The following is a 25,404-nucleotide window of genomic DNA, read 5'->3' as shown; positions in this document are numbered from 1 at the left end:
CCTCACACGCCGCGGCCGCGCTTGTTCAACGTGTCGAGGACCGTCCTGCCCACCCGCGGGTGAATTGCCGCCACCGCGGCCAGCGGACCGCGCCATTGCCGTGGATCGGTCACGATGGTGCGTGCCGCCGATCGCCATGCTGCTCGCCGTTGGCCTGAGCATGCCTGCGCGAAGGCGATCTTGCCCAGGAGGCGGGCCGCGCCGACGCGGTCCTCCCGGACGTCGTCGTGCTTCTCGAGCAGGTATCTGTTGCTGGCGATCTTGGTCGGCCAGTCGTGGCGGAAGAAGGACTTCTGGCCCCAGGTGACCGTCACCAGCGGTTCCACCACGACCAGAACGGGGTGGAGGGCGGACGAGCGCAGCAGGAGATCCCAGTCCTCGCTCTGGCTCGCGGGTAGACCCTCATCGACGAGCCCGATGGCGTCGATGAGTGAGCGTCGACGGAAGACGAAGGTGGATGAGTGCAGCATCGACAGACGTGAGCGCCTGAGCATGTCGTGGGTCGCGTACGGAGCTGAGGTGGTACGGGGTGTGGACCGTCCCTGGTGGTCGACGAAAATACCCGACGACACCATGATCGCGGCGGGGTCCAGGTCGAACAGCGTCACCTGGCGATCGAGCTTGTGGGGAAGCCAGTAGTCGTCGTCGTCGCAGAACGCGACAAGCTCTCCACGAGCGGCCAGCACGCCGGTGTTGCGTGCCCCCGCCAGGCCCGGTGTCCGGGAGTTCGCGAGGACCCGCACCGGACGGTCACCGTCCTGGACCAAGGACAGGTCGGGTGCGGCCCGGTCGAAGACCACCACGACGTCGAGGGGGCCGTCGTAAGCCTGCTCGCGGATGGCGTGGATGACGCGGCGTAGTTCCTCGGGTCGTGCGTGAGCCGGCACGACGGCCGTGACGCTGGGACGGGTCACGATGTTCCTCCTTCAGTCGCGGTGCTGGCTGTTCCTGCGGTGCGGTTCAGCTCCTCGATCAGCAACAGGCCTACGGGCTGCAGGCCCATCGCGACGGATTCGCGATAGAGACGGCGCACGGGACGAGCGGCCGATCGGGTGGTCGCCACCAGGAGGACACGTACACCGCCACGGTCGACCGGGCCCCTGAGCCTCGCGTCGAGCCGCTCGGCGAGGTCGACCGCCACCATCGAGGTAGTCACCGGGCAGATCCCTGCCAGCGGCGCGTAGGTGCGAGCGACCCAGGACGCCTCCTCCAACTCGGCCGAGGAGAACTCTCCTGATTCCGTGACGCCGACGAGCCCTACCACGGGCAGGCCGAGGTCGAGCCGCTCCTGCGGGTCACGTCCAACACGGTCACGTCGACCATCGATGAGCTGGGCGACGAGCAGCCCGGCGAGCAGGCCCAGCATCGCGCCGCTGGTCATGTACACGAACCAGGGATCCTGGGAGCGCGTGACCCGGACGTCGTTGAAGTCTTCCCCAGGGTTGATGTTGTCACGCTGCAGGCCCAACCAGGTCGAGGACACCTGTGCGTATTCCTGGCGCAGGTCGATCAACGTGCCTTGCAGGGCGGCGAGCACCAGAGGTTCTTCCTCGTCTGCGGCCGCTGGGGCGGCTGCCTCGTCTCGCTCGACGACACCATTCGTCATGGACACCGACTCTGCGAGCGCCTCTTGGTAGTTCTGCAGATTTTGTGCGCGCTCGGTGCTCACCTGTTCGGCCATGCTCTCTCGGAGCTCGAGGTACCGGGCTGCCGCTTCCTGTGCGCCGGCGACGGCCTTCTGGCGGTCCGGATGGGAGAAGGTGACGTTCAGGATGCGGGTGTTGGGCTCCGCAGTGATGAGCATTCGTGCTCGGGCTTCGTCAGGTCCGCCAGTCAGCCCCGCGACCTCCGCGACGGTGTCCAGGACTTCCCGCGAGGTAGCCAATCGAGCCTCAGTGTCGAGGGTGAAGGGTCGTGCCTGGGGCGCATTGACCAGCGCCGCCGTGCTCACGAGCACCGACTGCGTCGCGGCGTATGGGCGCTCCTGCGTCAGCTGCAAGCCCATCCCCAACGTCGCGCCGACGATGGTGAGCAGAAGAACTGTGGCGATGTTCCGTCGGGGAGGAACGAGCAGACTCTTCAGCGGTCGCAGCCGGGCGCCGGGGTTCTCTCGGACCAGCAGCCCGAGTGAGATGAAGATGACGACGATCGCCGGATGGATGACGGTGTAGACGGGAAGGGTGACGAGGGCCGCCACGGTGCTGGCTTGAGCTGCCACGGCGATGACGGTGGATCGCGGGAGCGAACGCAAGAACTGCCCCAGGATGAAGCCGACGTAGAGCGCGGCACCGACGAAGCCTGTGGAGAACACCACCTGCCACAACTGTCCCTGGGTTCCTAACGGCGGCGGGGAACAGTTGGGGCAGAGCGCGCTCGATCCCGTGGCGATGGAGTTGAAGTTTCCCTGCACGTCGCGGGTGGACCCGTACCCGACAAAGGGGGAGCCTTGCCAGGTGCTGACCACCGCCTGGGTGCTGAGGTTCGCCCGCCCCTCGTTGCTGTGCGGAGTGTTGAGTCGGTCCTGGATGAGATCACCCAGTGGTGAGACCACGAGGGTTGCTGCTGCCAGGATGACGACGACGAGGCTGGCCCAGAGCACCTGCAGCCGGCCGGTGAGGGCGACCTTGGCGATGACGAAGAGCGTCATCATCACGAGCGCCCCCCACATGCCGCGGTTCAGCGAGCCCACGATGGGCAGGAAGGACAGCGGGAGGAGGATGACGACCACCCAACGACGCCAGGTGTTCCCCACCCACCAGGACGCGGCGAAGTGGGGGATGGTCGCTGCAGTAGCGATACCCCACTGGTTCGCGTAGGCGAAGGGGGCACTCGGACGCGGTTCTACATACCCGAGGAAGTCCTGGAGCTGTGCCACCTGCGGGTGGATCAGAGACTGGACGAAGCCGTTGTTGGCGATGGACCCAGGTAGCAACAGCTCGGCGACTGAGGGAAACTCCAGGGTCGGCATCACCAGGCCCAGGAGACCACCAGATGCGAGCATGACGAACATCCACCCGATGGCGCGACTGATGCGCAGGGTCGACAGCTCGGCCCGCATGTTGACTGTGTAGAGGAAGGCGATCGTGGCAGCCAGGTACCAGCCGTAGCGGTAGGCGAAGGTGAAGTACCGCGACGCCCCTTCTCCTGGGACGGTCGCCGGCGCGTCCACCTGCAGCACGAAGACCCCGCCGATGATCCAGACCAGGAACAGGAGCCAGACCCCGAAGCCCCGGGGCACCATCACCCGGCGCTGCGCGAGCTGGATGACCATGGGGACGCAGGCCAGGAAGAAGACGATCTGGAACAGGCCCAGGACCCACCACAACGGTATGCCGACGAAGGCGATGGTCAGCGGCCAGCCGGGGGAGAGGAGCCGGTTGCCAGAGCTCTCGTCGTTCTCCGGTCCGCGGGCGCCCATAGAGGCGGACCGCAGGTCGGAGCGCGCTGGACTGAGGGTGGTCATCGGTCGGGCAGGCTCCACTCGAGTCGAGCGTCGACGTCCTCGATGTCGTAGCCGTACCGGCTCGCTGCCTCGGCGAAGCGCTTGACGATCTGACGGCGTTGACGGCCCCGGACGGGGCCGGACATCTCGGTCCACGCGCGCCGATACCGGTCGGAGTACGTCGGCCGCACCTGACCGTTGTTCGTCAGTGGAGTCGTGACGCCCAAGAACTCCGTGAGAGGAACGAGGTTGGCGTCGGGGTGGGCGACGAGGTCCTCGTACCTGAGCACGTGCACCCGCTCTAGTTCGGAGACGTCCTTCATGAATGCGTCGTGGGCCACGAACCAGTGCTCCACCAACGAGGTGAGGTCCGTCCAGCGTTGCCACTTCTTGGTCGACAACGCGACGACGACCGGGTGTCGGAAGACGACGACCAGAGCACTGCCCGGGAACACGGACTGCAGATAGCGTCCCATGACCAGGTTGGGCGGTGACTTCTCGAGCAGGAGCGATGAGTCGAGGTCCCAGTACGGCATCCAGGCGCGGACCAACCCCTCGCTGATGCGGCTGCGTTCGACGGTGTCGGTGACCGGCCCGAGATGCGCGGCCGCGTCGCGGGCGAACCGACCGGGGCCGCCATAGGCGACCGAGGGCTGGTACAGGGTCTGCAGATGCTGCCCCTCGTCCTCTCGAACCCCGGTCCGGCTGAGGCCGGAGATCTCCGGGTGGGCCGCGAGCAGCCGCCCCAGGGCCGTCGTCCCGCTGCGGTGCAGGCCGCCGACGAAGACCAGCCGCTCGGGCGCCACCAGGGGAGTCGTGGGGTGCGCGGTGCTCATGACGGCTCCTGTCCTTGCTTCTGTCCGATTGCCCCGTTTCGTCCACGGCGACGCCGACGCACCGCGGCCACCAGGTACCCGAGCTGAAGGTGGCGGCGGAAGTACCACAGGCTCAGTGCGTAGATGGGTGAGCTGATCGCCAGGGAGATCAGCAGAGCATAGCCTTGGTTGTCGAGCGTCGCGGCAACAGCTGCAGGGATGCCGCCGAAGACCACCAGTGACAGTGCGGCAGCGATCAGACTCTCCCGACCGAACGGGTGCAGCCTGCGCCAGACGAGAAGCTGCAGCAGGGGGACGAGGTTGGCCACGAGGATGGCGACTCCCCAGCCGATCGCGGCGCCCAGGATACCCAGGCGGGGGATGAGCCAGAGGTCGATGACGATGTTGGTCGTCAGTGCCAGGACGACGTTTCCGAGGTTCCACAGAGACTTGCCGGCCATGAGCAGGACCATGTCGACCATGCCGCAGGCGGTGGCCACCAGCATCGCGGCGCACAGGATCTGCAGGACCTGGGCCCCCTCGGTGTATTCACCACCGAAGATGCCCAGCACCGTTCCGGAGAAACTCATGAGAGTGAGGTACAGCGGCCAGGTGACCACGACCAGCCATCCGGTCGCGGTGCGGTAGAGCGCAGTGGTCGCTCTCCAGTCACCACGGGCCACGGCCTCGCCGATGTGCGGCTGGACACTGAGTCCGACGGCACGAGCTGCCGCCTGGCCGAGGGTGATGAAGCGGGTTGCGGCGGTGTAGATCGCAGCGGCGGGAAGCCCCGCGAGGGCCCCGACCAGGACGATGTCGAAGCGCTGCATCGCCACCTGAGCCAGACCCGCCAGAGCCCGGGGGGAACTGAAGCGCCAGAACGCGGCCCACGGGGCAAACCCCGGACTACGGTCCTGTGGGGCGGACCTGTCGCGCAACCGCCGCCACCACCACCAGCCCAGCACCGCCAGCGGGACGTAGGACGCCGACCATGCCCACGGTGCCGCGTCGACGCCAGAGACAGCAAAGGCCAGCGCTACCATCCCGAGTTGCAGCAACGGCCGGGCCAGCTGGTCGAGGAGGGCGTTGACCGACATGGTCCCCAACCCTCGTGACGCAGAGACCGTCAGGTTGGTGACGCCAGCCGCTGGCAGGAACAAGGCCATGGCGACGACGAAGGTGGCGAAGCGCTCGGGCTGGTCCGGGCTGAGCCATCTGGCGATCTGTCCCGAGGCGAGAACGAGGACTACAGAGCACACGACCGACGTGACCAGCACCGGCACGGACGCGATGCGCATGTAGACGTGAGCACGGGATAGCTCACCGCGGGCCCGCGATCCTGACAGGAAGTACACGAGTCCCGCATTCGTCCCCAGTTGCGAGAGCCCGGCGGCCAGCAGGAAGACGGACGTGGCCGCGAAGAAGGCTCCCGCCTCCGTGGTCGACGACAACCGGGTGATCAGGATCGTCAGGGCGAACATGCTCACCGCTGATACGGCCGAACCCGCGAAGTTCAGCACACTGCCCCGGCCGGCCCGTCGGAGTGACGACCGGTGCCCCGCGTCCTCCGTCGCCTCGACCGCGTCCGGCTCAGCGACCCCGGTCACCGTGCACCACTCGCTCCAGTGCCGGGAGCAACCACCCCTCGATCGGCCCCTTCTTGGCGCCCGCCTTCTCCTGCTGGTGGCGGACGAATCTCTCGGCGAAGTCGAGAGCGTAGAGCGCAACCAGCATCCTGCCGACGGTCGGAGGAGATCCGTTGTCGCGGACCAGATCCGCGGCGTCGGCCTGCAACCGGGCCAGAGAAGCCGCGGGCTTGAGTCCATGGAGTCGGACGCCGGACTGGAACGAGTAGTGCAGGGCGTCCAGGCCCAGCGGAACCCCGGTGCCGAAACGTTCCCAGTCCCAGGCAAACGTGGTTCGACCGCGCGTCGCCAGATTCCAGGGGGTCCAGTCGCCGTGGGCTGCGCCGAGCTGGAGTCCCTGCGAACCCCAGCGCTCTTCCGTGGCTCGGGAGAGTTCGACGAGGCGGTCTGCGAGGGGTGTCGCATCCAGCTGCTGGACCCGGTTTCGCAGAGCTGTCCACCATGACGCTGAAGCCAGGTCGTCCTCGGTCCGGTCGAAGGCTGCAACGAGCTGACGCAGGGCTGCGTCACGTACCTGCGGATCGATCCCCCGTGGCGACCACGTGGGCACCGGGCTGATGAGCAGGTATGGATGTGAGTGCCATGTACCCGCGCTGATGACGTTCGGGTGGCTCAGGGTGCCGAGCTCTCGTCGTTCCAAGGCGCGTAGAGATTTCTCCTCGCGGGCCATGCGCCGAGCCGTGAGGCCGTTGACTGCGACCTTGGCGTACCCCTGGGTGGTCCCTCTCCCGTCGAGCAGGTGCAGGACGGGCTTGCGGTTGGCCCGTGGGGGGCCGAGGGTCACTCCCGTGTGGGAAGGCCGACCTGTCGCCTCGGACAAGTGGGCGGGCAGCCCGTGCTCGGGATGCTGGACGTGGAAGGTCGTCGGCACGAGGCGCGCGGCACCAAGCCAGCCAGCGACACCGAGGCCGACAGAGGTGAGTTGAGCCCGCCGGGTGCTGGGAGACTTGTAACCCCGCAGCGCGGCGGCGGTCACCGCCCGCGGCCCCCGTGGGACGAACACCGTGGGGGCGGAAGTCATGGGCAGACACAGATAGGTCTCCCCCGTCTGGGAGGGAACTACCTTGCGACCACCGAACGACAGGCCGCAGATGGGCGGCCACACCGCCTCGAGCATCGCCGCTACGGCACCATGACCCTCAGACGTTGGCATGTGTCGCGGCGGGGGTGTCGTGCGCATCGTCCACGGACCTGGGCAACGCGAGCGCCATACCGGCATCTCGTCGGACGTTGACCAGTCCCGCTGCCACGATGCCCAGATGCCGCTGGCGGTCGAGCGCGGCCTCGATTTGTGCTCGGGTGGTCTGGCCGTCTACGACGACCAGCAGCACCGACTCGGCGGCACTCATGGCCGCGTCGCTGTCGGCCGTGCCCGACGGTGCCGTATTGAAAATGACGTAGTCGTAGTTCGAGCGCACCCGGCTCACCAGATCACGAAGCGCAGGACCGCCCTGCAGATCTCGCATAGCCGCCGGGTTGTGCCCGATGGGCAGGACATCGATACCGTGGGACGAACGTACGGCGTCGTGGAACAGCTCTTTGCGACCGAGCAGCTCGGACAGGCCAGGGCTGGCCTCAACCCCCAGGGCGGTGTGCAGACCGGCCGCGTGCGCGTCGGCGTCGACGACGAGCACCGAGAAGCCGGCATCGGCCAGGCTGATGCCGAGATTGGGCCCGACGAGAGACTGGGGGTTTTTGCCCACGCCAGAGACGACGAGCACATGGGGGCGGGGGCAGTTGGCGACAACTCCTGCGCGGAGCTGCCGGAACGCCTCGCGCACGTGGGCCAGCCCCTCCTCGTCGTGCTCGTGCTTCACCTGGGGCACCGACGCGAAGACCGGCAGACCACTGACGGAGAAATCTTCCTCCGACCGGACGACGTCCTGACGCCACTCACGGAACAAGGCCGCTAGTACGGCGAGCACACCACCCACGGCCGCAGCGAGAACAAGGAGCAGCCACGTCGGTACACCGTCCGGACCGGTCGGCTCATCGGCGGGGTTGAGAACGCTTCCAGGGTCGGTGCTCACCACCTCTTCAGCACTCAGGTTGGCATTGAGCTGAGCGAGCCGGTCGGTGAACAGCTGGACCTGCTGCTGGGCGAATCCACCCACGGCCGAGGTGGCCTCTCGCAGGCTTTCCTGGGCTGCTTCGGCCTGAGTGTTCAGACTGTCGATGCGGCCCTCCTGCAGTTCGGCTGCGGCAGTTCCGCGGTACTCCAAGAACGCGTCTGCATATGCCTGAGCGCCCGACTGCGCGTCCTGCGGGGAGCTGCCGGTGTAGGCGATCTCGAGCGTCTGCGTCGCATCCAGGACTCGGACGGCGAGCTCACCATCGTCGCCACCGAGGGGGCGCCCGGCTTCGTCGGACGCCAGGGCGGCCACGGCGGGCGTGGTCACTGTCCGCGCCTCGGTCGTCATGGCGATCGTGATCTGCGTCCCGCTGGTGCTGGCGATCTCGGGAGTCAGTGAACTACCAGGCACCGGCTTCAGCAGGACCACCGACGTCGCCGTGTAGCGAGGCTCTTGAGTGCCGGCATAGATGGCTGCCAGACCTAGCACCAGGCCAAAAACGAGCAGCATGACCCATGGGTGATGCCGTACTGCCGTCAGCACGGATGGGAGACCACGGGGTCCCGCCTGCCTGTCGTTCACAACCAACCCCCTCAGCGTGGATATCGATCGACCTCATGATACGCGTCGATTCGGTGTATCGATGCACGGCTGACAGGCCAAGGACCGGATCCCTATGCCGGTCGTCAGGCACCGGCGAAACCGCGGCGGCGCACCGCGCTGCGCAACTCTTCCTCGGTGGCCAGAGCTGACTGGTCGTCCGTCGGAACCCCGAGTTCGTTGGCCACCTCCTCTCCAGCAGGTTCTCCCGTCCCGAGACTTCTCTTGCTCACGACCGACTGGATGGCCTGGAGGTAGGCCGTACGTTGGGGCCGCCAGTCCAGTACGGAGACGGCTCGGCGACGTCCGCTGACCGCCATCTCTGCGCGGAGCTCGTCGTCGTCAAGCAGGCGCTCGACGGCGTCTGCGAAGGCGCCGATATCGCCGGGTGGGACGTACAGCACTGAGTTCTCGCCTGATATCCGCGTTTCCTTGAGATCGAAGGCCACAGACGGCAGCCCGAAGGCCATGTACTCCATGGTCTTGTTCATGGTCGACAGGTCATTCATGGGCGTCGCGGGGTCGGGGCCGAGACCTACGTCGGCGGCGCTGAGGTATTTCGCGATCTCGGTTGGACCGACCCGACCCGTGAACGTCACGTAGTCATCCAGCCCCAGTTGCGTGCACTGATCCCTCAACGACTCCAGACTGTCGCCGAAGCCAAGCAGTACGGCCCGGACGGATGTTCGACCACGCGCATGGACGAGCTCCTCCATGAGGTGCAGAACACTTTCCACACCGTCTTGAGGCCCCATGATGCCCAGGTAGGCGAGCAGATGGCTCCCATCACCGCGGACTTCCGGATCAGGTCGGGTCGGGTACATGCTCCGGGTGTCTGGGCCGCTGCGGACCACCGTGACGTCCTCCTCGGCCACACCACCTCGTTCCATCGCGATCTTCTTGAAGGACTCGTTGGTGGAGATCACGTGGTCCGCCGTGCGGAAGGTGCAGCGCTCCAACCACCGAAGAACCGTGAGTTCGGCATGCTGCAGCGGGGTTGTCGGGGCGCCGAAGCGGGACAGGAAGAGCTCTGGGTTCAGATCGTGGTGGTCGAAGACGAAGCGCACGCCGCGTGTCTTCCAGAGCAGTCCCAACAGCCAGTACGTGTCTGGGGGGTTGCAGGCCTGGATGACGTCGAAACCCTTCTCTCGACGCACCGCCAGACTCAGGAGTGCCGTGCGGATCCACGAGTAGGCGAACTCGTAGGCGAAGCCGGCTAGACCCTCCGCTTCCGGTGCAGGCGCGTACTTGTACAGGGCCACCCCGTCGACGTCGTGTCGCTTCGGGTCCCCCGGCCCCTGAGGGCAGATCACCGACACATCGAATCCTGAGTCCCTCAGGGCTTGGCACTCGAGCCAGACTCGACGGTCGAGCGGAACGGGCAGGTTCTGCACGATGATCAGAATTTTGGGTGCATCCGAGGGGCCTGTCATGCCGATATTCGTACACGAGAAGTCGTGGGAGTCAACCAGGCACGCGCTGAGCCGCGTGGTCGTCAGCGAGGTTGGCTCGTTGGGTCCGCGCCCGGCGATCGATGCCACGGCCGTGGCCGGGCAGGGTGTCCGCCTGGTGCCCGGCCACGACGGCGCGCCGGATCCCAAGGGGTTCGCGAGACTGCTTTGAGAATGCACGAGGAATGGGGAAGCCTCGCATTCTCGATGTGCCGGCCACGCGATTGACAGTCCCCAACTTCACGGCTAGTTTTCGGGCTCATGTCCCACATCTCACGTAGATCACTCCTCCGGCACGGGGGGGCTCTGTCCCTCGGAAGTGCTGTCCTGGGCCAGGGGGCCCTCGACCTCGTCAGTGCACCAGAGATGGTCCCTCTGCCGCCGTCAGATCCGAAGCCGTTCGTCGGAAACCTGAAGTTGGCGGCTGAGTCATGGCACGGTCACCAACCGGGCAAGATCTATCTCGGTATGTCCACGAATGGAGATATCTCCACTGAAGTACGAAGGACAGGAGACATTGGTGTGCATCGTCACTACTACCAATGGTCCTTTGGTCGGCGCGAACGGACGACTATTGCGTCGGACCACCGCGAGGGACGTATTCCTTGGGTGAGTTTCAAGCCGCCGGGAGGCGCGTCATCGTGGAAGCAGGTCGGTGACGGCCGGTACGACGCGGCTATCCGGGAGCGTGCCCGCGGTTATGCCGCGTTCTCTGAACCGGTGATCGTGACCTTCCATCACGAGCCCGCCGAGGAGGCCAGATCGAGCAGGGACCTGCCACGCCAGTGGCGGCGGGCGTTCTGTCGCATCCACGACGTCATGCAGGACGAGACGGGCCTGCGGAACGTGGCCTTCGTGCCCATCATCGGCGACTACACGTTCAACCCGTGGAACAAGAAGGATCGACCGGGGGACTGGGCCACGCCTGATGTGGTGAGTCGTTCGGCGTTCTTCGGGCTGGATCTGTATCAGAACCAGTCTGGGGAAGGTTACGCCGAGCGCATCGGCAGGGTCCGGGAGCATCTTGCGGACGCAGGCCATCCGTCCAAGATGGTTGGGCTTGGTGAAACGGGAGTGGCTATGAAGTTCTCTAACCCGTCCGCAGTCACCTGGTGGCGGACTCAGTGGGACTGGGCCAGTCGGAACACGGACAAGATCGGCGTGATCTCATACTTCAACAGCAATGTGAAGCCGTCGAGGCCGAACTGGCGTCTCACTGAGCACTCGAGCAAGTTGGCCGCCTACCGAACCTCTCTGAGCAGCTCCAAGGCGTGCCGCCTCTGATCTGGCACTCTTCAGCCGCTGCAGCAGCTCGCCCCCGACGCGCTATGCTCGCGCCTGCCCTTGAGGTTCTGGTGTTGAGCGTCCGCGCGGAGGGGGCGTCTGTCTGAAAGGTTGGCGGACATGCCCGTGGATGCCTGGATCACCGTCCTGGTGCTCCTCGGGGTACTGACCGCCCTGGTGCGGCAGCGCACGACCCCTTGGGTGATCGTGCTGGGTGGCGTCATCGCCCTCCTCGTGCTGGGGGTGATCACCCCGGCGGAGGCCTTCACCGGGTTCTCCAACCCCGCCCCGATCACGGTGGCGGCGCTCTACGTCGTGGCCGCCGGCATCGAGAAGACCGGAGCCCTGGCCCCGGTGATGCAACGCACCCTGGGGGACCGGGGGACATACCGGCTGCCGCTGCTGCGGGTGCTGACCCCGACCGTCGGGGCGTCCGCCCTGCTCAACAACACCCCGATCGTGGCCATGCTCATCCCGCAGGTGACGGCCTGGTGCGAGCGGCAGGGCCGGTCGGCCAGCAAGTTCCTCATGCCGATCTCCTTCGCGGCCGTGCTCGGGGGCCTGCTCACCGTCATCGGCACCTCGACCAACCTCGTCGTCTCCGGGCAGATGACCGAGCTGGGCCTCGAGGCGATCGGCTTCTTCGAGATCGGGAGGCTGGGGCTGCCCATCGCGATCCTGGGGCTCCTGGTCCTCGTCGCCGTCGCGCCCAGGCTCCTCCCGGCCCGCCGCTCCGCGCGGGAGGAGCTGCAGAGCGAGGGCCGGCGCTTCTCCATCGAGATGATCGTGCAGCCCGGCGGGCCGGTCGACGGCCGCACCGTGGAGGAGGCCAAGCTGCGGTCCCTCCCCGGTCTGTTCCTCGTGTCAGTGGACCGGGGTGACACCGTCATCGCCCCCGTCCGGCCCGACACCGTGCTGCGGGGCGGCAACCGTCTGCACTTCGTCGGCTCGGTCAGCAAGGTCGTCGACGCCCAGCTCATGCCGGGACTGCGCTCGGCCGAGCTCGAGCACGTCCTCGACCTCAAGAGCGAGAGCGCGAAGTACTTCGAGGTCGTCGTGGGCTCCCAGTCGCCGCTGGTCGGCCGCACCCTGCGGGAGTCGGACTTCCGGTCGACCTACCAGGCGGCGGTGGTGGGCATCCACCGGTCGGGCCACCTCGTCGACGGCAAGCTCGGCGCCCAGACCATCCGGCTCGGCGACACCCTCATCGTCGTGTCCGACCCCGACTTCCGGAAGCGGTGGCGCGACCACTCCGACTTCCTGCTCGTCGCCGGCCTCGACGGGTCGCCCCCGGCGGCGACGCCACGCGCGTGGATCCCGGTCACCGTCCTCGCCCTGGTCGTCGGGCTGGCGGCCTTCGGGGTCATGCCGATCCTGCAGGGCTCCCTGCTGGGCGCCGTGGCCCTCATCGCCACGGGGGTCCTGTCCGCCCAGGAGGCGCGCCGGGCGGTCGACCTGGAGGTCATCCTCGTCATCGCCTCCGCCTTCGGGCTGGCGAGCGCGATGCAGGTCTCCGGGCTGGCCGAGGCCCTGGCCGGGGGGCTGGTGGCCTCGCTCGGCAGCTTCGGCACGCTCGGGGTGCTCCTCGGGCTGGTCCTGGCGACCATCGTGCTCACCGAGCTGGTGACGAACAACGCCGCGGCCCTGCTCATGCTGCCGGTGGCGGTCGCCACGGCGGACTCCGTCGGGCTGGACCCACGGGGCGCTGCCATCGCCGTGGCGGTGGCCGCCTCGGCGTCGTTCCTGTCACCGATCGGCTACCAGACCAACATGATGGTCTACGGCCCCGGCGGCTACCGGTTCACCGACTACGCACGGCTCGGGTGGGTCCTCACCGTCATGGTCGTCCTGGCCACCGTGCTGCTGACGCCGTTGCTCTGGCCCTGAGCCCTCAGCCCAGGTCCATGGTCGCGAGCGCCGCCATCAGCTCGTCAGCCACCTCGGGGCGGCACACGACCAGGTCCGGCGACCACGGGTTCTCCCGGTTGTAGACGAGAGGGCTGCCGTCGACCCGGCTCGTGTGCAGGCCGTGGGCCATCGCGACCGCGACAGGTGCCGCGGAGTCCCACTCGTACTGCCCGCCCGCGTGCACGTAGGCGTCGGAGGACCCGTCGAGGACCGACATCGCCTTCACGCCGGCCGAGCCCATCGGCACCGTCGTGGCCCCCATCGTCCGACCCAGCTCCTCGGCGAAGGCCGGGGGCCGTGAGCGGCTGACGGCCAGCCGCAGCGGGGGGTCACCGGCCGGGCGGGCGGGCAGGTCCAGCCGGAGCGAGGGGTCGGTGCCGTACGTGACGCCGCGCGAGGGCAGCGCGACCGCCCCGGCCACGAGCTCACCGGACCGCCACAGCGCCACGTGCACGGCCCAGTCGTCCCGGGGCACCTCGCTGAACTCCCGCGTCCCGTCCAGCGGGTCGATGATCCACACCCGCTCGGCGGAGAGCCGGGCGTGGTCGTCGGCCGCCTCCTCGCTCAGCACGGCGTCGCCGGGGGCGCGCTCGGCCAGTGCGGCTGCCAGCAGCTCCTGGGAGGCGGCGTCGCCGGCGTCCTTGAGGTCGCGACCCTCCACCCCCTGGGCGTGGAGGTCGGCGCGGACAGCGAGCAGGCGCTCCCCGGCCAGGTCGGCGAGCTCGCGGGCGAGGTGGTGGTCGTCGATCATGTGGATCCCCTAGTGATGGATGGGTGGTGCTGGGTGGTTCAGTCAGCGGCAGATTCAAGCTTGAGGACCCTGAGGAGCCGCTCGACGAGCGGGTCGACATCCTGATCGGTCGTGTCCAGGGTCAGCGTGGCGTCCGTGGGCACCTCATAGGGCGAGCTGATGCCGGTGAAGTCCGGGATCTCTCCGGCGCGCGCCCGGGCATACAGCCCCTTGCGGTCCCGGCGCTCGCACTCCTCCAGCGGCGTCGAGACGTGGACCAGGACGAACCGCCCGCCCCGACCCTCCACCATGTCGCGCACCGCGCGGCGGGTCCCGTCGAAGGGGGCGATGGGGCTGGCGATCGCGGTGCCGCCGTGCCGCGCGATCTCGGCGGCGACCCACCCGATCCGGCGCACGTTGGTCTCGCGGTCCTCGGGGGAGAAGCCCAGGCCGGCCGACAGGTGGCGGCGCACGACGTCACCGTCGAGCAGCGACACGGTGCTCCCCTCGTCCTCGACGAGCCGGTCGCGCAGCGCGCGGGCCAGGGTCGACTTGCCGGAGCCGGACAACCCGGTCAGGAGCACGACGACGCCACCGCGCCCGTCGAGGTATGCCGTCCCTCCAGCGGGCGAGGTCAGGTCATGGACCTGGTCGCGGCCCCCGAGCACCTGCTGCAGGTGCGCCACCTTGTCGGAGCGCCGGTCAGCGCCGCGCCCGACCGGGGCGATGCGCACGGCGAACCCGTGCTCCTGCGCCGATCTCCGGGCGGCACGCACGAGGTCGAGGTCGCGCTGGTTGTCGTCACCGTCGGTCGAGGCGAGCACGACGACCGTGCGCGTCTCGTCGGGGATCCGGGCCAGGGTCTCCTGGTCGTCGACCAGGACGGCCGGGAGCTCGACGTCCACGCCGCCGAGATGCCAGCGCTCGAAGGGTCGCGAGGAGCGGGGCGAGCGCCAGGCGAGGCCTCCCTGCGCGTCGACGTCGGCGACCGGGACCCCCTCGGCGTCGACCAGGGTGACGGACCCGGCCGGCACGTCCACGAGGTCGGCGGTCAGCAGGCCGTGGCGCAGCAGCTCCAGGTCGTCGAGGGTGGGGACACCCGGGAAGATCGGCGACGAGGGGAGGGTCGTGGTCACGCCGCAACCCTAGGTCAGGTCGGGCCAGCTGCGGAACAATGCCAGAAAGTGAGCCGATGTCCGATATCGTGCAGCCGCAGCATCCGTAGGGGAAAGGCACAGGAGTGACAGTCGACAACTACCGACTCTCCCAGCTCGACGAGCTGGAGGCCGAGTCGATCCATATCTTCCGTGAGGTGGCGGCGGAGTTCGAGAAGCCGGTGCTGATGTTCTCCGGGGGCAAGGACTCCATCGTCATGCTGCGGCTGGCGGAGAAGGCGTTCTACCCGGCCAAGGTGCCCTTCCCGGTGCTGCAGGTGGACACCGGCTACGACTTCCCCGAGGTGCTGGCGACCCGGGACCGCTGGGTGGAGCGGCTGGGGCTGCGCCTGCACGTCGCCTCGGTCGAGCAGGCGATCAAGGACGGCATCGTCGTCGACGACGGCAAGACGCCGCGCAACCGGCTGCAGATCGGCACCCTGCTCAACGCCATCGAGGAGGAGGGCTACACCGCCGCCTTCGGGGGCGGCCGCCGCGACGAGGAGAAGGCCCGCGCCAAGGAGCGCGTCTACTCCCACCGCGACGAGTTCGGCCAGTGGGACCCCAAGAACCAGCGGCCCGAGCTGTGGAGCCTCTACAACGGCCGCATCCACGAGGGCGAGCACATGCGGGTCTTCCCGCTGTCGAACTGGACCGAGCTCGACGTGTGGGACTACATCCGGCGCGAGGCCATCGACATCCCGTCGATCTACTACGCCCACCAGCGGCGCGTCTTCGAGCGCAACGGCATGCTCTTCTCCGAGAGCGAGTACAACCCGCTGCGCGACGGGGAGACCGTGACCGAGCGGCAGGTCCGCTTCCGCACCGTGGGCGACTTGACGCTGACCGGGTGCCTGGAGTCGGACGCCGACGACCTGGACAAGATCATCGAAGAGGTGGCCGCCTCCCGGATCACCGAGCGCGGCGCGACCCGCGGCGACGACAAGTTCTCCGAGGCCGCCATGGAGGACCGCAAGAAGGAAGGCTACTTCTGATGGGTACCGGCACCGAGACAGGGATGGACCTGCTGCGCTTCGCGACCGCGGGCTCCGTGGACGACGGCAAGTCGACGCTCATCGGGCGCCTGCTGCTGGACAGCAAGGCGATCTTCGAGGACCAGCTGGAGTCCGTCGAGCGGACCTCCAAGGACAAGGGCTTCGACTACACCGACCTGGCGCTGCTCACGGACGGTCTGCGCAGCGAGCGCGAGCAGGGCATCACCATCGACGTGGCGTACCGCTACTTCGCGACCCCGCGGCGCAAGTTCATCATCGCCGACACCCCGGGCCACGTGCAGTACACCCGCAACATGGTCACCGGCGCCTCCACCGCCGACCTCGGCCTGGTGCTGGTGGACGCCCGCCAGGGCATGACCGAGCAGTCACGCCGGCACGCGGTCATCCTGTCGATGCTGCGGGTCCCGCACCTCGTGCTGGCGGTCAACAAGATGGACCTGGTCGACTTCTCGGAGGAGACCTTCCGCCGCATCGAGGCGGAGTTCACCGACTTCGTCCGCAAGCTCGACGTGCCCGACCTCACCGTCATCCCGATCTCGGCGCTGCAGGGCGACAACGTCGTGACCCGCAGCGAGAAGATGCCGTGGTACGGCGGCAGCAGCCTGCTGCACCACCTCGAGCACGTCTACATCGGCTCCGACCGCGAGATGCGCGACGTCCGCTTCCCGGTGCAGTACGTCATCCGCCCCAAGTCGGACGAGTTCCACGACTACCGCGGGTATGCCGGTCAGGTCGCCGGTGGTGTCATGAAGCCGGGCGACGAGGTCATCGTCCTGCCCAGCGGCATGACGAGCACCATCGAGGCCATCGACGCCTTCGACACCCAGGTGGACGAGGCATACCCGCCGATGTCGGTGACCGTGCGCCTGGCGGACGACGTGGACGTCAGCCGCGGGGACATGATCGCCCGGGTCAACAACCAGCCGGAGCAGACGCAGGACCTCGACGCCATGGTCTGCTGGATGTCGCCGGGTGCGCTCAAGCCGCGCGCCAAGCTCCTGGTCAAGCACACCACCCGCACGGTGAAGGCGCTGGTCAAGGAGATCGACTACCGCCTGGACGTGAACACCCTGCACCGCGACCAGGACGCCGAGGAGATCGGTCTGAACGAGATGGGTCGGATCCGGCTGCGCGTGCAGCAGCCGCTCATGGTCGACCTCTACGAGCAGAACCGCATCACGGGCTCGTTCATCCTCATCGACCAGGCCTCGGGCGTCACCGTCGGCGCGGGGATGATCCGGGACTGACCCGCGAGCGGTCATGACAGCCTCGGAACCGGACGGGCGCGTGCCGACGGACGAGGCCGACCGCTACGGGCTCGTCGGCGCCCCGCCCAGCGACGAGCTCCAGTCGCTCTCGCACCTGGCGGCGAGCATCTTCGGCGCGCCCGGCGCGGCGGTGACGATCTTCACCGCCACCAGCGAGCACCGGATCGCCGCGACCGGGACCGAGCCGTCGGTGTGCGCCCTGGGTGAGTCCCTGTGCTCCCAGGTGGAGCTCGACGACGCCGTCGTGGTGCCGGACGCCCGCCGGGACCCGAGGTTGGCGGGCCACCCCACGGTGGTCTCGCGGCCCGGCATCCGGTTCTACGCCACCGCCCCCATGCGCAGCCCCGACGGCGTCCTCGTCGGCCAGCTGTGCGTCTTCGACCACCGCCCCCGGCGGACCTCCGACGCCCAGCGGGACGCGCTCGGCTTCCTGGCGGCGAGGGCGACCGACATCCTGGAGCTGCGGTTGCGCACCCGGCAGCTGAGCGCGTCGCTGGACGAGCTGACCCAGACGCGCGACGAGCTGGCCAGGTCCAACGTGGCGCTCTCGCACTTCGCCGCCCAGGTGAGCCACGACCTGCGCAACCCGCTCATGGCCGTGCGGGCCAACGCGGAGGTGCTCGCCGGCGAGCCGGCGGTCCGTGAGGACCCCGAGCTGGCGGCCGCCGTGGAGCGGATCGCCGACGCGGCGCGGGGCATGGCCGCGATGATCCACGACGTGCTCTCGGTCGCGCAGGAGGGGGGTCGGCCCACGTGGCAGGACGTCGACCTGCGCGAGGTCGTCGACCGGGTCCTGCTGGACCTGAGCCCGCTCGTCCGGCAGGCGGACGCGCAGGTGGTGGTCGAGGACCTCCCGGTCGTGCGGGCCGACCCCGCCCTGCTCTACTCCGTCCTGCTCAACCTGCTCGACAACAGCCTGAAGTTCACCCGGCACGGGGTCCCGCCCCAGGTGCGGGTGCACGCCGTCGCCAGACCCGGCTGGTGGCGCATCTGCGTCACCGACAACGGGGCCGGCGTCCCCCCCGGCCACGAGCACGAGGTCTTCCTCCCCTTCGTCCGGGCCCGGGGAGAGGGTGTGGCCGGGGCCGCGGGGCACGGGATCGGGCTGGCCACGGTGCACCGCGTCGTCACCGCGCACGGCGGGCGGGTCGGCCTCGAGCCGTCGCCCGAGACCGGCACCCGCGCGTGGTTCGAGCTGCCCGTGGACGCGCCCGCCGCGGACCGCCACGACGCGACCTGAGCGTCGCCGCGGAGTCAGTTAGGTCGACCGTGGCGACCTTGTGGACCAGATGGGGATCTGGCGTGGATCAACCGTGGAGAAGCGCTGCGTAAGGTCGGAGACATCACGCAACGCAGCTGGACACGTGGCGTCACACCAGGTCCGTAGGACGGGCCCCGCCGGCACCACGGCACTGCTCGCTCACGCGAGCTCCACCGCAACCTGACGGCACTGGGACAGCCGTCAGGCCAGGGCCGGTCCCCCTCCGGGCCAGGCCCCGGGGCCTCTGTCGCCATCCGTGACGGCGACAGAGCCCCTGTCTGCTGCGGGGCGTCGCCGTCAGGGACGGCGGCGACACCCCGCAGCCCAGCTGCTGAGCCGTCCTCCTGCGCTAGTGAGGGTGTGCCGCGGATGACGCGGGGATCGACTGCCGCCACCGACCCCGACCGGAGAAGGTCGACCGAGGAGGTATGCGCGTGAGCCGTGGAGCGCCGTGGTCCGACGGACCGCGCACCCCCCGGGCCGCGACACCCGCGGCATACCAGGGTGCCGTCACCATGAGCCTCGCGCTGCCTAGGATTCCTCCTATGGCCACGGTCGTGGTCGTTGAGGACGACGACAAGATCGCCGCCCCGCTGGTGCGCACCCTCAAGCGAGACGGCCATGCCGTTGACCGCTTCGACCAGGGTCAGCCGGCCGTCGACCGAGTGGTGGCCGCCGATCCACCGGTCGACCTGGTCCTGCTCGACCTGGGGCTGCCGGACATGGACGGGATCGACGTCTGCCGCGCGGTGCGGGAGGCCGGCTACCTCGGCGGCATCATCATCCTCACGGCCAGGGACGGCGAGCTGGACCGGGTCGTCGGGCTGGACACGGGGGCGGACGACTACCTGGCCAAGCCGTTCGGGCTCGCCGAGCTGCAGGCACGCACCAGGGCCCTGCTGCGGCGCAGCTCCATCAACCGGGCTCCGGACCCCCCGCGGGCCGAGCCCCGTCCGGCCGACGGGGGTCTGCACATCGACGTCGACGCCCGACGCGTGCTCGTGCGCGGGGTCGACGTGCCCACCACCACCAAGGAGTTCGACGTGCTGGCCCTCCTGGCCGCACGCCGCGGGGCCGTCGTCAGCCGGGAGACGCTCATCAACGAGGTGTGGGACGAGAACTGGTTCGGGTCGACCAAGACCCTGGACAACACCGTCGGTCGCCTGCGGGGCAAGCTCGAGGGGGCGGACGCCCCGGTGCGGATCACCGCGGTGCGCGGGGTGGGCTTCCGGCTGGAGTCCGACGGCCGCTGAGCCACAGCCCGGGGGCTCAGTCCTGGGCGTACCAGAGCAGGGCGGCGTAGAGGTGGTGCACCTGCCTGATCAGGCCGCGGTGTTTGAGCTCCCACCGGAGCATGCCGTCCAGCTGCCGCTGATTGAACACCTCGCCGAGTTGGCTGCTGTCGACGTCGGCGAGGACCTGACGCAGGTCCTCGCGCACGTGAGGCAGGTCCCGCACCTGCCACAGCGGTGCTTGGAGCTCCCTGGCTCGGGCCACCACGTCCGGGGTGGCCGGATCGACCGTGAGAGCCGGGGCAGGGGTCGCCGGACCGGGGCGGCGGTCGTAGCGCGGCGACGCGTCGGGCTGGGACCAGGCCCGCGGCGCGATGGGGCTGCGCAGGGCCTCGTAAGCGGGAGTGACACGGGGGTAGTCGAACGGCAAGGCCGGAAGCCGTTCGTCCCACCCGCGCAGCAGGTCCAGGAGGATGGTGCCGGTGGCGCGCGTGTCGCGGGGAAGGGAGAGGGCGAGACGGGCGCCGGAGAGCGTGTAGAGGGGGTCGAAGCGGTGCACGTAGGCGTTCCAGGTCCGGGTGGCCTCGGTGAGGAAGTAGCGGTTGCGGACCGAGATGAACAGCCAGTCAAGCGCCTCGGCGGGACCGAGCCCCCGGTCGTGGGCAGCGGAGCGCAGCGCGTGGAAGCGCCCTCGGCGACGATCGACGACGTCAACGGTGTAGAGACCCCGCTGGGGATCGGCCGAGAAGGCCTTCGGTCCCCAGAGCCGCTCGGTCAACCGCGCCGAGGACTCCCGGGACAGGCTCGCGTCCTCGGGCTCCAGGATCTTGGAGTAGTTGCCCTTCATGTAGCCGCCGAAACCACCGGACAGGACGACCGTGTCGCTGGGCGTGCGGTGCCCGTGCGGGCCCGCCGTCAGCAGCCCTCGGGAGAACTCCATCGGCCAACGGGCCTGCTCGGCGAGCGTGGACGGCACTTGGAGCACGTCGCTGCCCTGGAACTCGGTCATGGTGAGCCCGAACTCCACCGCGAGCCGCTCGGCGATGGCCCGGTCCGGCATGGAGCGGGGGCCCAGGGAGAGATACGCGAACTGGTCGGTGAGCCCCTGTGCCAGGGTGGCGCCCAGCACCATACGGGTGTCGATCCCGCCGGTGAGGTGAGCCAGGACGGTCCGTGATCCGCCGACGCGGCTGGCCGCGACGGCGGCGACGTTGCTCTCGATCTCGGCGCGTACCGTGGCGAGCCCTTCCTCGTAGGAGGCGAAGGGGGTCAGGACCTGGCTGGCGACGCTGTAGTCGATGATGCTGACCCCGTCAGGTCGCACGTGGGCGCGCTGCAGCACGCCGAGGACCTCGATGTCCTCGTAGCTGCTGGGGGTCAGTCCGCCGCTGCCCATCGCCGCGACCTCGGTCGCGAACTCCAGGCTCCGCCTCGGTTGCAGCCCGAGCAGCCGCATCGCGGAGACGACGGCGCCTACGTCGCTGGACAGGATCTCGATGTCCGCGCTTCGGTAGCGGTGGACCAGACCGCCCCACGGGTCGGGGAGCACGTGGAGGGTCTCCTCCTGCGGTGACCAAACGTATGCCGTGAGAACGCCGCGGAGGGACGATCCCAGGGCGTCCGGTGACCAGGTGGGCCAGGCGTCCAGCAAGTCCTGCAGGTCAGCGGTGGTGGTGACGAATCGGCCGGCGACGATGCCGCAGCCGTGCAGGTCCAGCGCGACCGGGCCGTTGCCGTGATGGTGGGGACCAGGTGGCCCGATCGGCAGGACGGAGACACCTGGCGCCAGGCTCGTCGTCCCGGGTACGGACACCCGAGGTGCGTGACGGATGACGGCAGGAGCCCTCCGCGCCGAGTGCCCCGACATCATCGTTCGATCCACTCCCTCCACGCGCCGAACCTCTCGTGACCGGATGAGCTCACGGTGAGAACTCGTGACAGGTGTTGCCTCGTCCACGGACGTACCGTCACGGTGCCCCCGAAGCGGCTACGTTACCCTGCTGCTGCGGCCCGGTCCGGGTGTCCAGAGTCCACAGGTCATCGATGAGGTCGGGGAGGCGAGTTGCCCTTCACGCACGTGCGCGCCGTCGCCTTCGACCTGGACGACACTCTGGCCCCGTCGAAGTCACGCGTACCAGAACGCACCGTAGGGCTCTTGAGCGAGCTGCTGGACGAGCTCCCGGTCTGCGTGATCTCCGGGGGGCGGTTCGAGCAGTTCCAGGACCAGCTGCTGTCGCAGCTGTCCGCAGGTCCGCGCCTGGCCGCGCTTCACCTCATGCCCACCTGCGGCACCCGGTACTACAGGTGGCACGACGATGCCGACTGGGGGCTGGTCTACAGCCGTGACATGACGGGTGACGAGCGACGTCGTGTTTTCGAGGCGGTGGAGCGCGCCGCTCGCGACCTGGGGCTGTGGGAGCCCGACGACCGGGTGACGGGGGACCGGATCGAGGACCGGGGCTCACAGGTGACGTACTCGGCGCTCGGGCAGCGGGCGGAGGTCACCCAGAAGAAGGCCTGGGACCCGGACGGGTCGAAGCGAGCGAGGCTCGCCCTGCGCCTGGGAGAGATGCTGCCCGACCTTGATGTCCGGTCGGGAGGCTCGACCTCCCTCGACATCACCGCACAGGGCGTGGACAAGGCGTACGGCATACGGCAGTTCGCCTCATCCCTCGACATCCGCCCGGCGGAGATCCTGTTCATCGGCGATAGGCTCGAGCCCGGGGGTAACGACTACCCGGTCAGAGCGCTGGGCGTGCAGGCCCGGCAGGTGGCGGACCATGTCGAAACTGTCGAGGTGATCGAGGACCTGCTCCGAGCGCTGCGCGGGGCCCGGCATCACGGTGAGCGTTCCGGACCCGGGCCACGACCCTAGATGAGGTCCTCCCTGCCCATGCCGCGCAGGAGCTCGACGACGGACCCGACTTCCTGGGCACGATCAGGGGTGGTCAGCAGCAGCGCGTCGGGGGTGTCGACGGCGATGACCTCCTGCAGGCCGAGTGACACGACCATCCGGTCGCCGTGCGGCGCGATGAAGCCCGTCGAACCGGGCGCCATCACAGTGTCCGAGTCGCCCAGGACCCGCACCGACGGGTGGGCTCCGTGCGGGCTCGCCCGGACTGCGAGGGAGGCGAAGTCACCCACGTCATCCCACCCGCACTCAGCGGGGACGACGGCCACCCGACGATCCCTGGCAGCGGGTTCAACGACCGCGTGGTCGATGGCGATGCTCGGCATCTCCGCCCAGTGTGACTCCAGGGAGTCCGGGTGCCGGGCGATGTCTCGAAGGACCCTGGCCATCTCGGGGTCGCTCGCGGCCAGCAGGTCCAGCAGGACCGTGGCACCCACGACGAAGATCCCGGCATTCCACAGGTGGCGGCCGCCACGCAGGTAGGCCGCGGCCAGGTCCGCCGCCGGCTTCTCGCGAAAGGCCCCGACCTGGCGCACCTCCGTGGCTCCAGGCAGTTCGAGAGGAGGCCCGACCTCGATGTAGCCGAAACCGGTGGCGGCCCGGGTCGGCGAGATGCCGAGGGTGACGAGGTAACCGTGCCCGGCCGCCTCGTGCGCCGCTCGGACGCAGGCGTGGAAGGTGGCCACGTCGTCGACGACGTGGTCGGCCGGGAACGCGCCCAGGACAGCGTCGGGATTCTCCCGCTCCAGCATGGCGGCGGCGAGTCCGATCGCGGGCATGGAGTTCCGCGGGGACGGCTCGACGACCAGCGGACGTCGGTCCGCGTCATCGACCTCGCTCGCCACGAGGTCGGCGTGCTGCCGGCCGGTGACCACCATGACCTCCGCACCGACGAGCGGCCGGACCCGGTCCACGGTGTCGCGGAGCATCGACTGGCCGGTTCCGGCCAGGTCCAGCAGGTACTTCGGCCGCTGCGCCCGTGACAGGGGCCACAGACGAGTCCCCGTGCCGCCGGCTGGGATCACTGCGGTGAAGTCGGCCAGGTGGTCTCCTGGCACTGGCACATCGGGACGCATCGCCCCCACCATAGAGGGCCTGGTCGCCTGTCGGGTGGCTACACTCCGGAGTCGTGACTGGACCACCGGAGGCGCCCTCGGGCAGACAAGAGCTGCGCAAGACCCTCAAGCCCCAGTGGGTGTGGTCGGTGGCCCTGGGGTCGGCCATCGGGTGGGGCGCGTTCGTGCTTCCGCAGGACCTCCTGGGTCAGGCCGGCCCGCTGGGGGCGAGCCTCGGGCTCGTCATCGGTGGGGCGCTGATGTGCGTCATCGCGGTGAGCTACGGGCTGCTCATCCGGCACTTCCCGGTGAGCGGCGGCGAGTACGCCTACGCCTACACCTTCTTCGGCCGCACCCACGCCTTCGTCGCGGGGTGGGCCCTGGTGCTCGGCTACGTGTCGATCATCGCGCTCAACGCCTCGGCGCTGGCGCTGCTCTTCCGCCGGCTGCTGCCCCCGGTCGTGGAGTGGGTGCCGTTGTGGGAGGTCGCGGGGTGGCAGGTCTACCTGGGTGAGGTCGTCGTCGCGTCCGCGGCGCTGCTGCTCTTCGCGCTCCTCAACGCGCGCGGCGGCACGCTGTCGGGTCGGGTGCAGTATGCCTTCTGCCTCGTCATGCTCGCGGCAGTCGCGTGCATCCTCATCGCGACCTGGCTGCACCCCGAGACGCCGCTGTCCAACCTGGAACCGGGCTTCCCCGAGGGCGTGTCACCGCTGGCGGCCGTGCTGATGATCGTCGCCATCGCGCCGTGGGCCTACGTCGGCTTCGACAACGTCCCGCAGGCGGCCGAGGAGTTCGACTTCTCCCCGACGAAGGCCTTCGGTCTCATCGTGCTGGCCATCGTGTCCGCCGCCGGGATCTACGTCGCGATGGTGGTGGCCACCGCGGTCGCGCAGCCCTGGCCGCAGATGGTCGCCGACGGACCGGCGTGGGGGACCGCCGACGGCCTGGAGACGCTCTTCGGTCCGGTCGGCCTCGTGCTCCTCGCCGTGGCCGTGGTGATGGGGGTCTCGACCGGGCTCAACGGCTTCTACGTCTCCGCGAGCCGGTTGCTCTTCGCCATGGGGCGGGCCAAGGTGCTCCCGTCGTTCTTCGCGAAGGTCAACGGGGCAGGCGCGCCCGGCAACGCCGTGTGGTTCGCCGCCGCCCTGTGCCTGATCGCGCCGCTCTTCGGCCGCGAGGCACTGCTGTGGGTGGTCGACATGACCTCCGTCGGCGTCACCATCGCCTACACCTACACGTGCCTGGCGGCATACCGACTCTGGCGGTGGTCCGGCAGCGACCAGGGCGACCCGGACACTCGCTCCACCGGTCGCAAGGTGCTCAGCGGTCTCGGCGTCCTCACCGGGCTGCTCTTCCTCGGGCTGCTGCTCCTACCGGGATCGCCGGCGCAGCTGAGCACACCGTCGTGGGTCGCCCTCGGTGTCTGGGTGGCCATGGGGATCATCTTCTACGTCTGGCGCCTGCCGGCCAGCCGCGAGGTCGACGACGACGAGATGCGGCACCTGGTCCTGGGGGAGCACGCCGGCGAGAAAGTGCGTGGGGACCAGTGACATCCCGAG

The 25,404-nt window shown here is 69.0% G+C and carries 19 protein-coding genes; 8 read left to right on the top strand and 11 right to left on the bottom strand.

The window, feature by feature from the left end:
- Nucleotides 1–2: 2 nt before the first annotated feature.
- The 7 genes from Q0795_RS04305 to Q0795_RS04275 form a co-directional block, all read right to left on the bottom strand.
- Complete coding sequence (locus Q0795_RS04305; protein ID WP_298886962.1) at nt 3–914, bottom strand: glycosyltransferase family 2 protein; 912 nt, start codon at nt 912–914, stop codon at nt 3–5.
- Entirely contained in the window at nt 911–3,418 is a 2,508-nt protein-coding gene (locus Q0795_RS04300; RefSeq protein WP_298886959.1) for a hypothetical protein, read from the bottom strand. The genes Q0795_RS04305 and Q0795_RS04300 overlap by 4 nt, the downstream gene beginning before the upstream one ends.
- A 41-nt stretch (nt 3,419–3,459) precedes the next feature.
- Nucleotides 3,460–4,278, bottom strand: coding sequence for a sulfotransferase (locus Q0795_RS04295; protein WP_298886956.1), 819 nt, complete (start codon nt 4,276–4,278; stop codon nt 3,460–3,462).
- Nucleotides 4,275–5,738, bottom strand: coding sequence for a polysaccharide biosynthesis C-terminal domain-containing protein (locus Q0795_RS04290; RefSeq protein ID WP_366942448.1), 1,464 nt, complete (start codon nt 5,736–5,738; stop codon nt 4,275–4,277). Before Q0795_RS04290 ends, Q0795_RS04295 begins: the two co-directional genes overlap by 4 nt.
- Before the next feature lie 109 nt (nt 5,739–5,847).
- Nucleotides 5,848–7,020, bottom strand: a complete 1,173-nt coding sequence (locus Q0795_RS04285) for a hypothetical protein (RefSeq protein ID WP_298886951.1) — start codon at nt 7,018–7,020, stop codon at nt 5,848–5,850.
- A 22-nt stretch (nt 7,021–7,042) separates the two neighbouring features.
- A complete protein-coding gene (locus Q0795_RS04280; protein WP_298886948.1) occupies nt 7,043–8,485 on the bottom strand; it encodes an AAA family ATPase in 1,443 nt (480 codons plus the stop codon).
- Nucleotides 8,486–8,661: 176 nt separating this feature from the next.
- Nucleotides 8,662–10,116, bottom strand: a complete 1,455-nt coding sequence (locus tag Q0795_RS04275) for a glycosyltransferase family 4 protein (RefSeq protein WP_298886946.1) — start codon at nt 10,114–10,116, stop codon at nt 8,662–8,664.
- Nucleotides 10,117–10,548: 432 nt separating this feature from the next.
- Here Q0795_RS04275 and Q0795_RS04270 point away from each other — a divergent pair, with 432 nt between their 5' ends.
- Together Q0795_RS04270 and Q0795_RS04265 are read left to right on the top strand one after the other, a co-directional pair.
- A complete protein-coding gene (locus Q0795_RS04270; RefSeq protein WP_298886943.1) occupies nt 10,549–11,310 on the top strand; it encodes a hypothetical protein in 762 nt (253 codons plus the stop codon).
- Nucleotides 11,311–11,430: 120 nt separating this feature from the next.
- Complete coding sequence (locus Q0795_RS04265; RefSeq protein WP_298886940.1) at nt 11,431–13,197, top strand: SLC13 family permease; 1,767 nt, start codon at nt 11,431–11,433, stop codon at nt 13,195–13,197.
- Between the two features lie 4 nt (nt 13,198–13,201).
- On the opposite strand, the gene Q0795_RS04260 is transcribed toward Q0795_RS04265, so the two are convergent.
- The gene (locus Q0795_RS04260) at nt 13,202–13,969 is read right to left on the bottom strand and encodes a 3'(2'),5'-bisphosphate nucleotidase CysQ (protein ID WP_298886937.1); all 768 of its coding nucleotides are present in this window, start codon (nt 13,967–13,969) and stop codon (nt 13,202–13,204) included.
- A 38-nt stretch (nt 13,970–14,007) separates the two neighbouring features.
- The gene (cysC, locus tag Q0795_RS04255; RefSeq protein ID WP_298886935.1) at nt 14,008–15,084 is read right to left on the bottom strand and encodes an adenylyl-sulfate kinase; all 1,077 of its coding nucleotides are present in this window, start codon (nt 15,082–15,084) and stop codon (nt 14,008–14,010) included.
- A 104-nt stretch (nt 15,085–15,188) separates the two neighbouring features.
- On the opposite strand from cysC, the gene cysD reads away from it, so the two are divergent.
- The 4 genes from cysD to Q0795_RS04235 all read left to right on the top strand — a co-directional run bounded on the left by cysD (nt 15,189) and on the right by Q0795_RS04235 (nt 19,900).
- Nucleotides 15,189–16,097 carry a sulfate adenylyltransferase subunit CysD gene (gene cysD / locus Q0795_RS04250; protein ID WP_298886932.1) on the top strand — a complete coding sequence of 303 codons (909 nt, stop codon included), beginning with the start codon at nt 15,189–15,191 and terminating at the stop codon, nt 16,095–16,097.
- A 23-nt stretch (nt 16,098–16,120) separates the two neighbouring features.
- A complete protein-coding gene (locus Q0795_RS04245) occupies nt 16,121–17,365 on the top strand; it encodes a GTP-binding protein (protein ID WP_298887538.1) in 1,245 nt (414 codons plus the stop codon).
- A 40-nt stretch (nt 17,366–17,405) separates the two neighbouring features.
- Nucleotides 17,406–18,626 carry a GAF domain-containing sensor histidine kinase gene (locus Q0795_RS04240; protein ID WP_298886930.1) on the top strand — a complete coding sequence of 407 codons (1,221 nt, stop codon included), beginning with the start codon at nt 17,406–17,408 and terminating at the stop codon, nt 18,624–18,626.
- Nucleotides 18,627–19,192: 566 nt separating this feature from the next.
- Nucleotides 19,193–19,900 carry a response regulator transcription factor gene (locus tag Q0795_RS04235; RefSeq protein ID WP_298886927.1) on the top strand — a complete coding sequence of 236 codons (708 nt, stop codon included), beginning with the start codon at nt 19,193–19,195 and terminating at the stop codon, nt 19,898–19,900.
- Nucleotides 19,901–19,916: 16 nt separating this feature from the next.
- On the opposite strand, the gene Q0795_RS04230 is transcribed toward Q0795_RS04235, so the two are convergent.
- Complete coding sequence (locus tag Q0795_RS04230; protein WP_298886925.1) at nt 19,917–21,692, bottom strand: hypothetical protein; 1,776 nt, start codon at nt 21,690–21,692, stop codon at nt 19,917–19,919.
- A 264-nt stretch (nt 21,693–21,956) separates the two neighbouring features.
- On the opposite strand from Q0795_RS04230, the gene Q0795_RS04225 reads away from it, so the two are divergent.
- The gene (locus tag Q0795_RS04225; RefSeq protein ID WP_298887536.1) at nt 21,957–22,754 is read left to right on the top strand and encodes an HAD-IIB family hydrolase; all 798 of its coding nucleotides are present in this window, start codon (nt 21,957–21,959) and stop codon (nt 22,752–22,754) included.
- On the opposite strand, the gene Q0795_RS04220 is transcribed toward Q0795_RS04225, so the two are convergent.
- Nucleotides 22,751–23,848 carry a mannose-1-phosphate guanylyltransferase gene (locus Q0795_RS04220; protein ID WP_298886922.1) on the bottom strand — a complete coding sequence of 366 codons (1,098 nt, stop codon included), beginning with the start codon at nt 23,846–23,848 and terminating at the stop codon, nt 22,751–22,753. The two genes, Q0795_RS04225 and Q0795_RS04220, sit on opposite strands and share 4 nt — an antisense overlap.
- Before the next feature lie 71 nt (nt 23,849–23,919).
- On the opposite strand from Q0795_RS04220, the gene Q0795_RS04215 reads away from it, so the two are divergent.
- Complete coding sequence (locus Q0795_RS04215) at nt 23,920–25,395, top strand: APC family permease (RefSeq protein WP_298886919.1); 1,476 nt, start codon at nt 23,920–23,922, stop codon at nt 25,393–25,395.
- Nucleotides 25,396–25,404 lie beyond the last annotated feature (9 nt).

The organism is uncultured Serinicoccus sp., assembly GCF_947487915.1.
Lineage (GTDB): Bacteria > Actinomycetota > Actinomycetes > Actinomycetales > Dermatophilaceae > Ornithinicoccus.
This window is presented reverse-complemented; position numbering and strand designations above follow the sequence as displayed.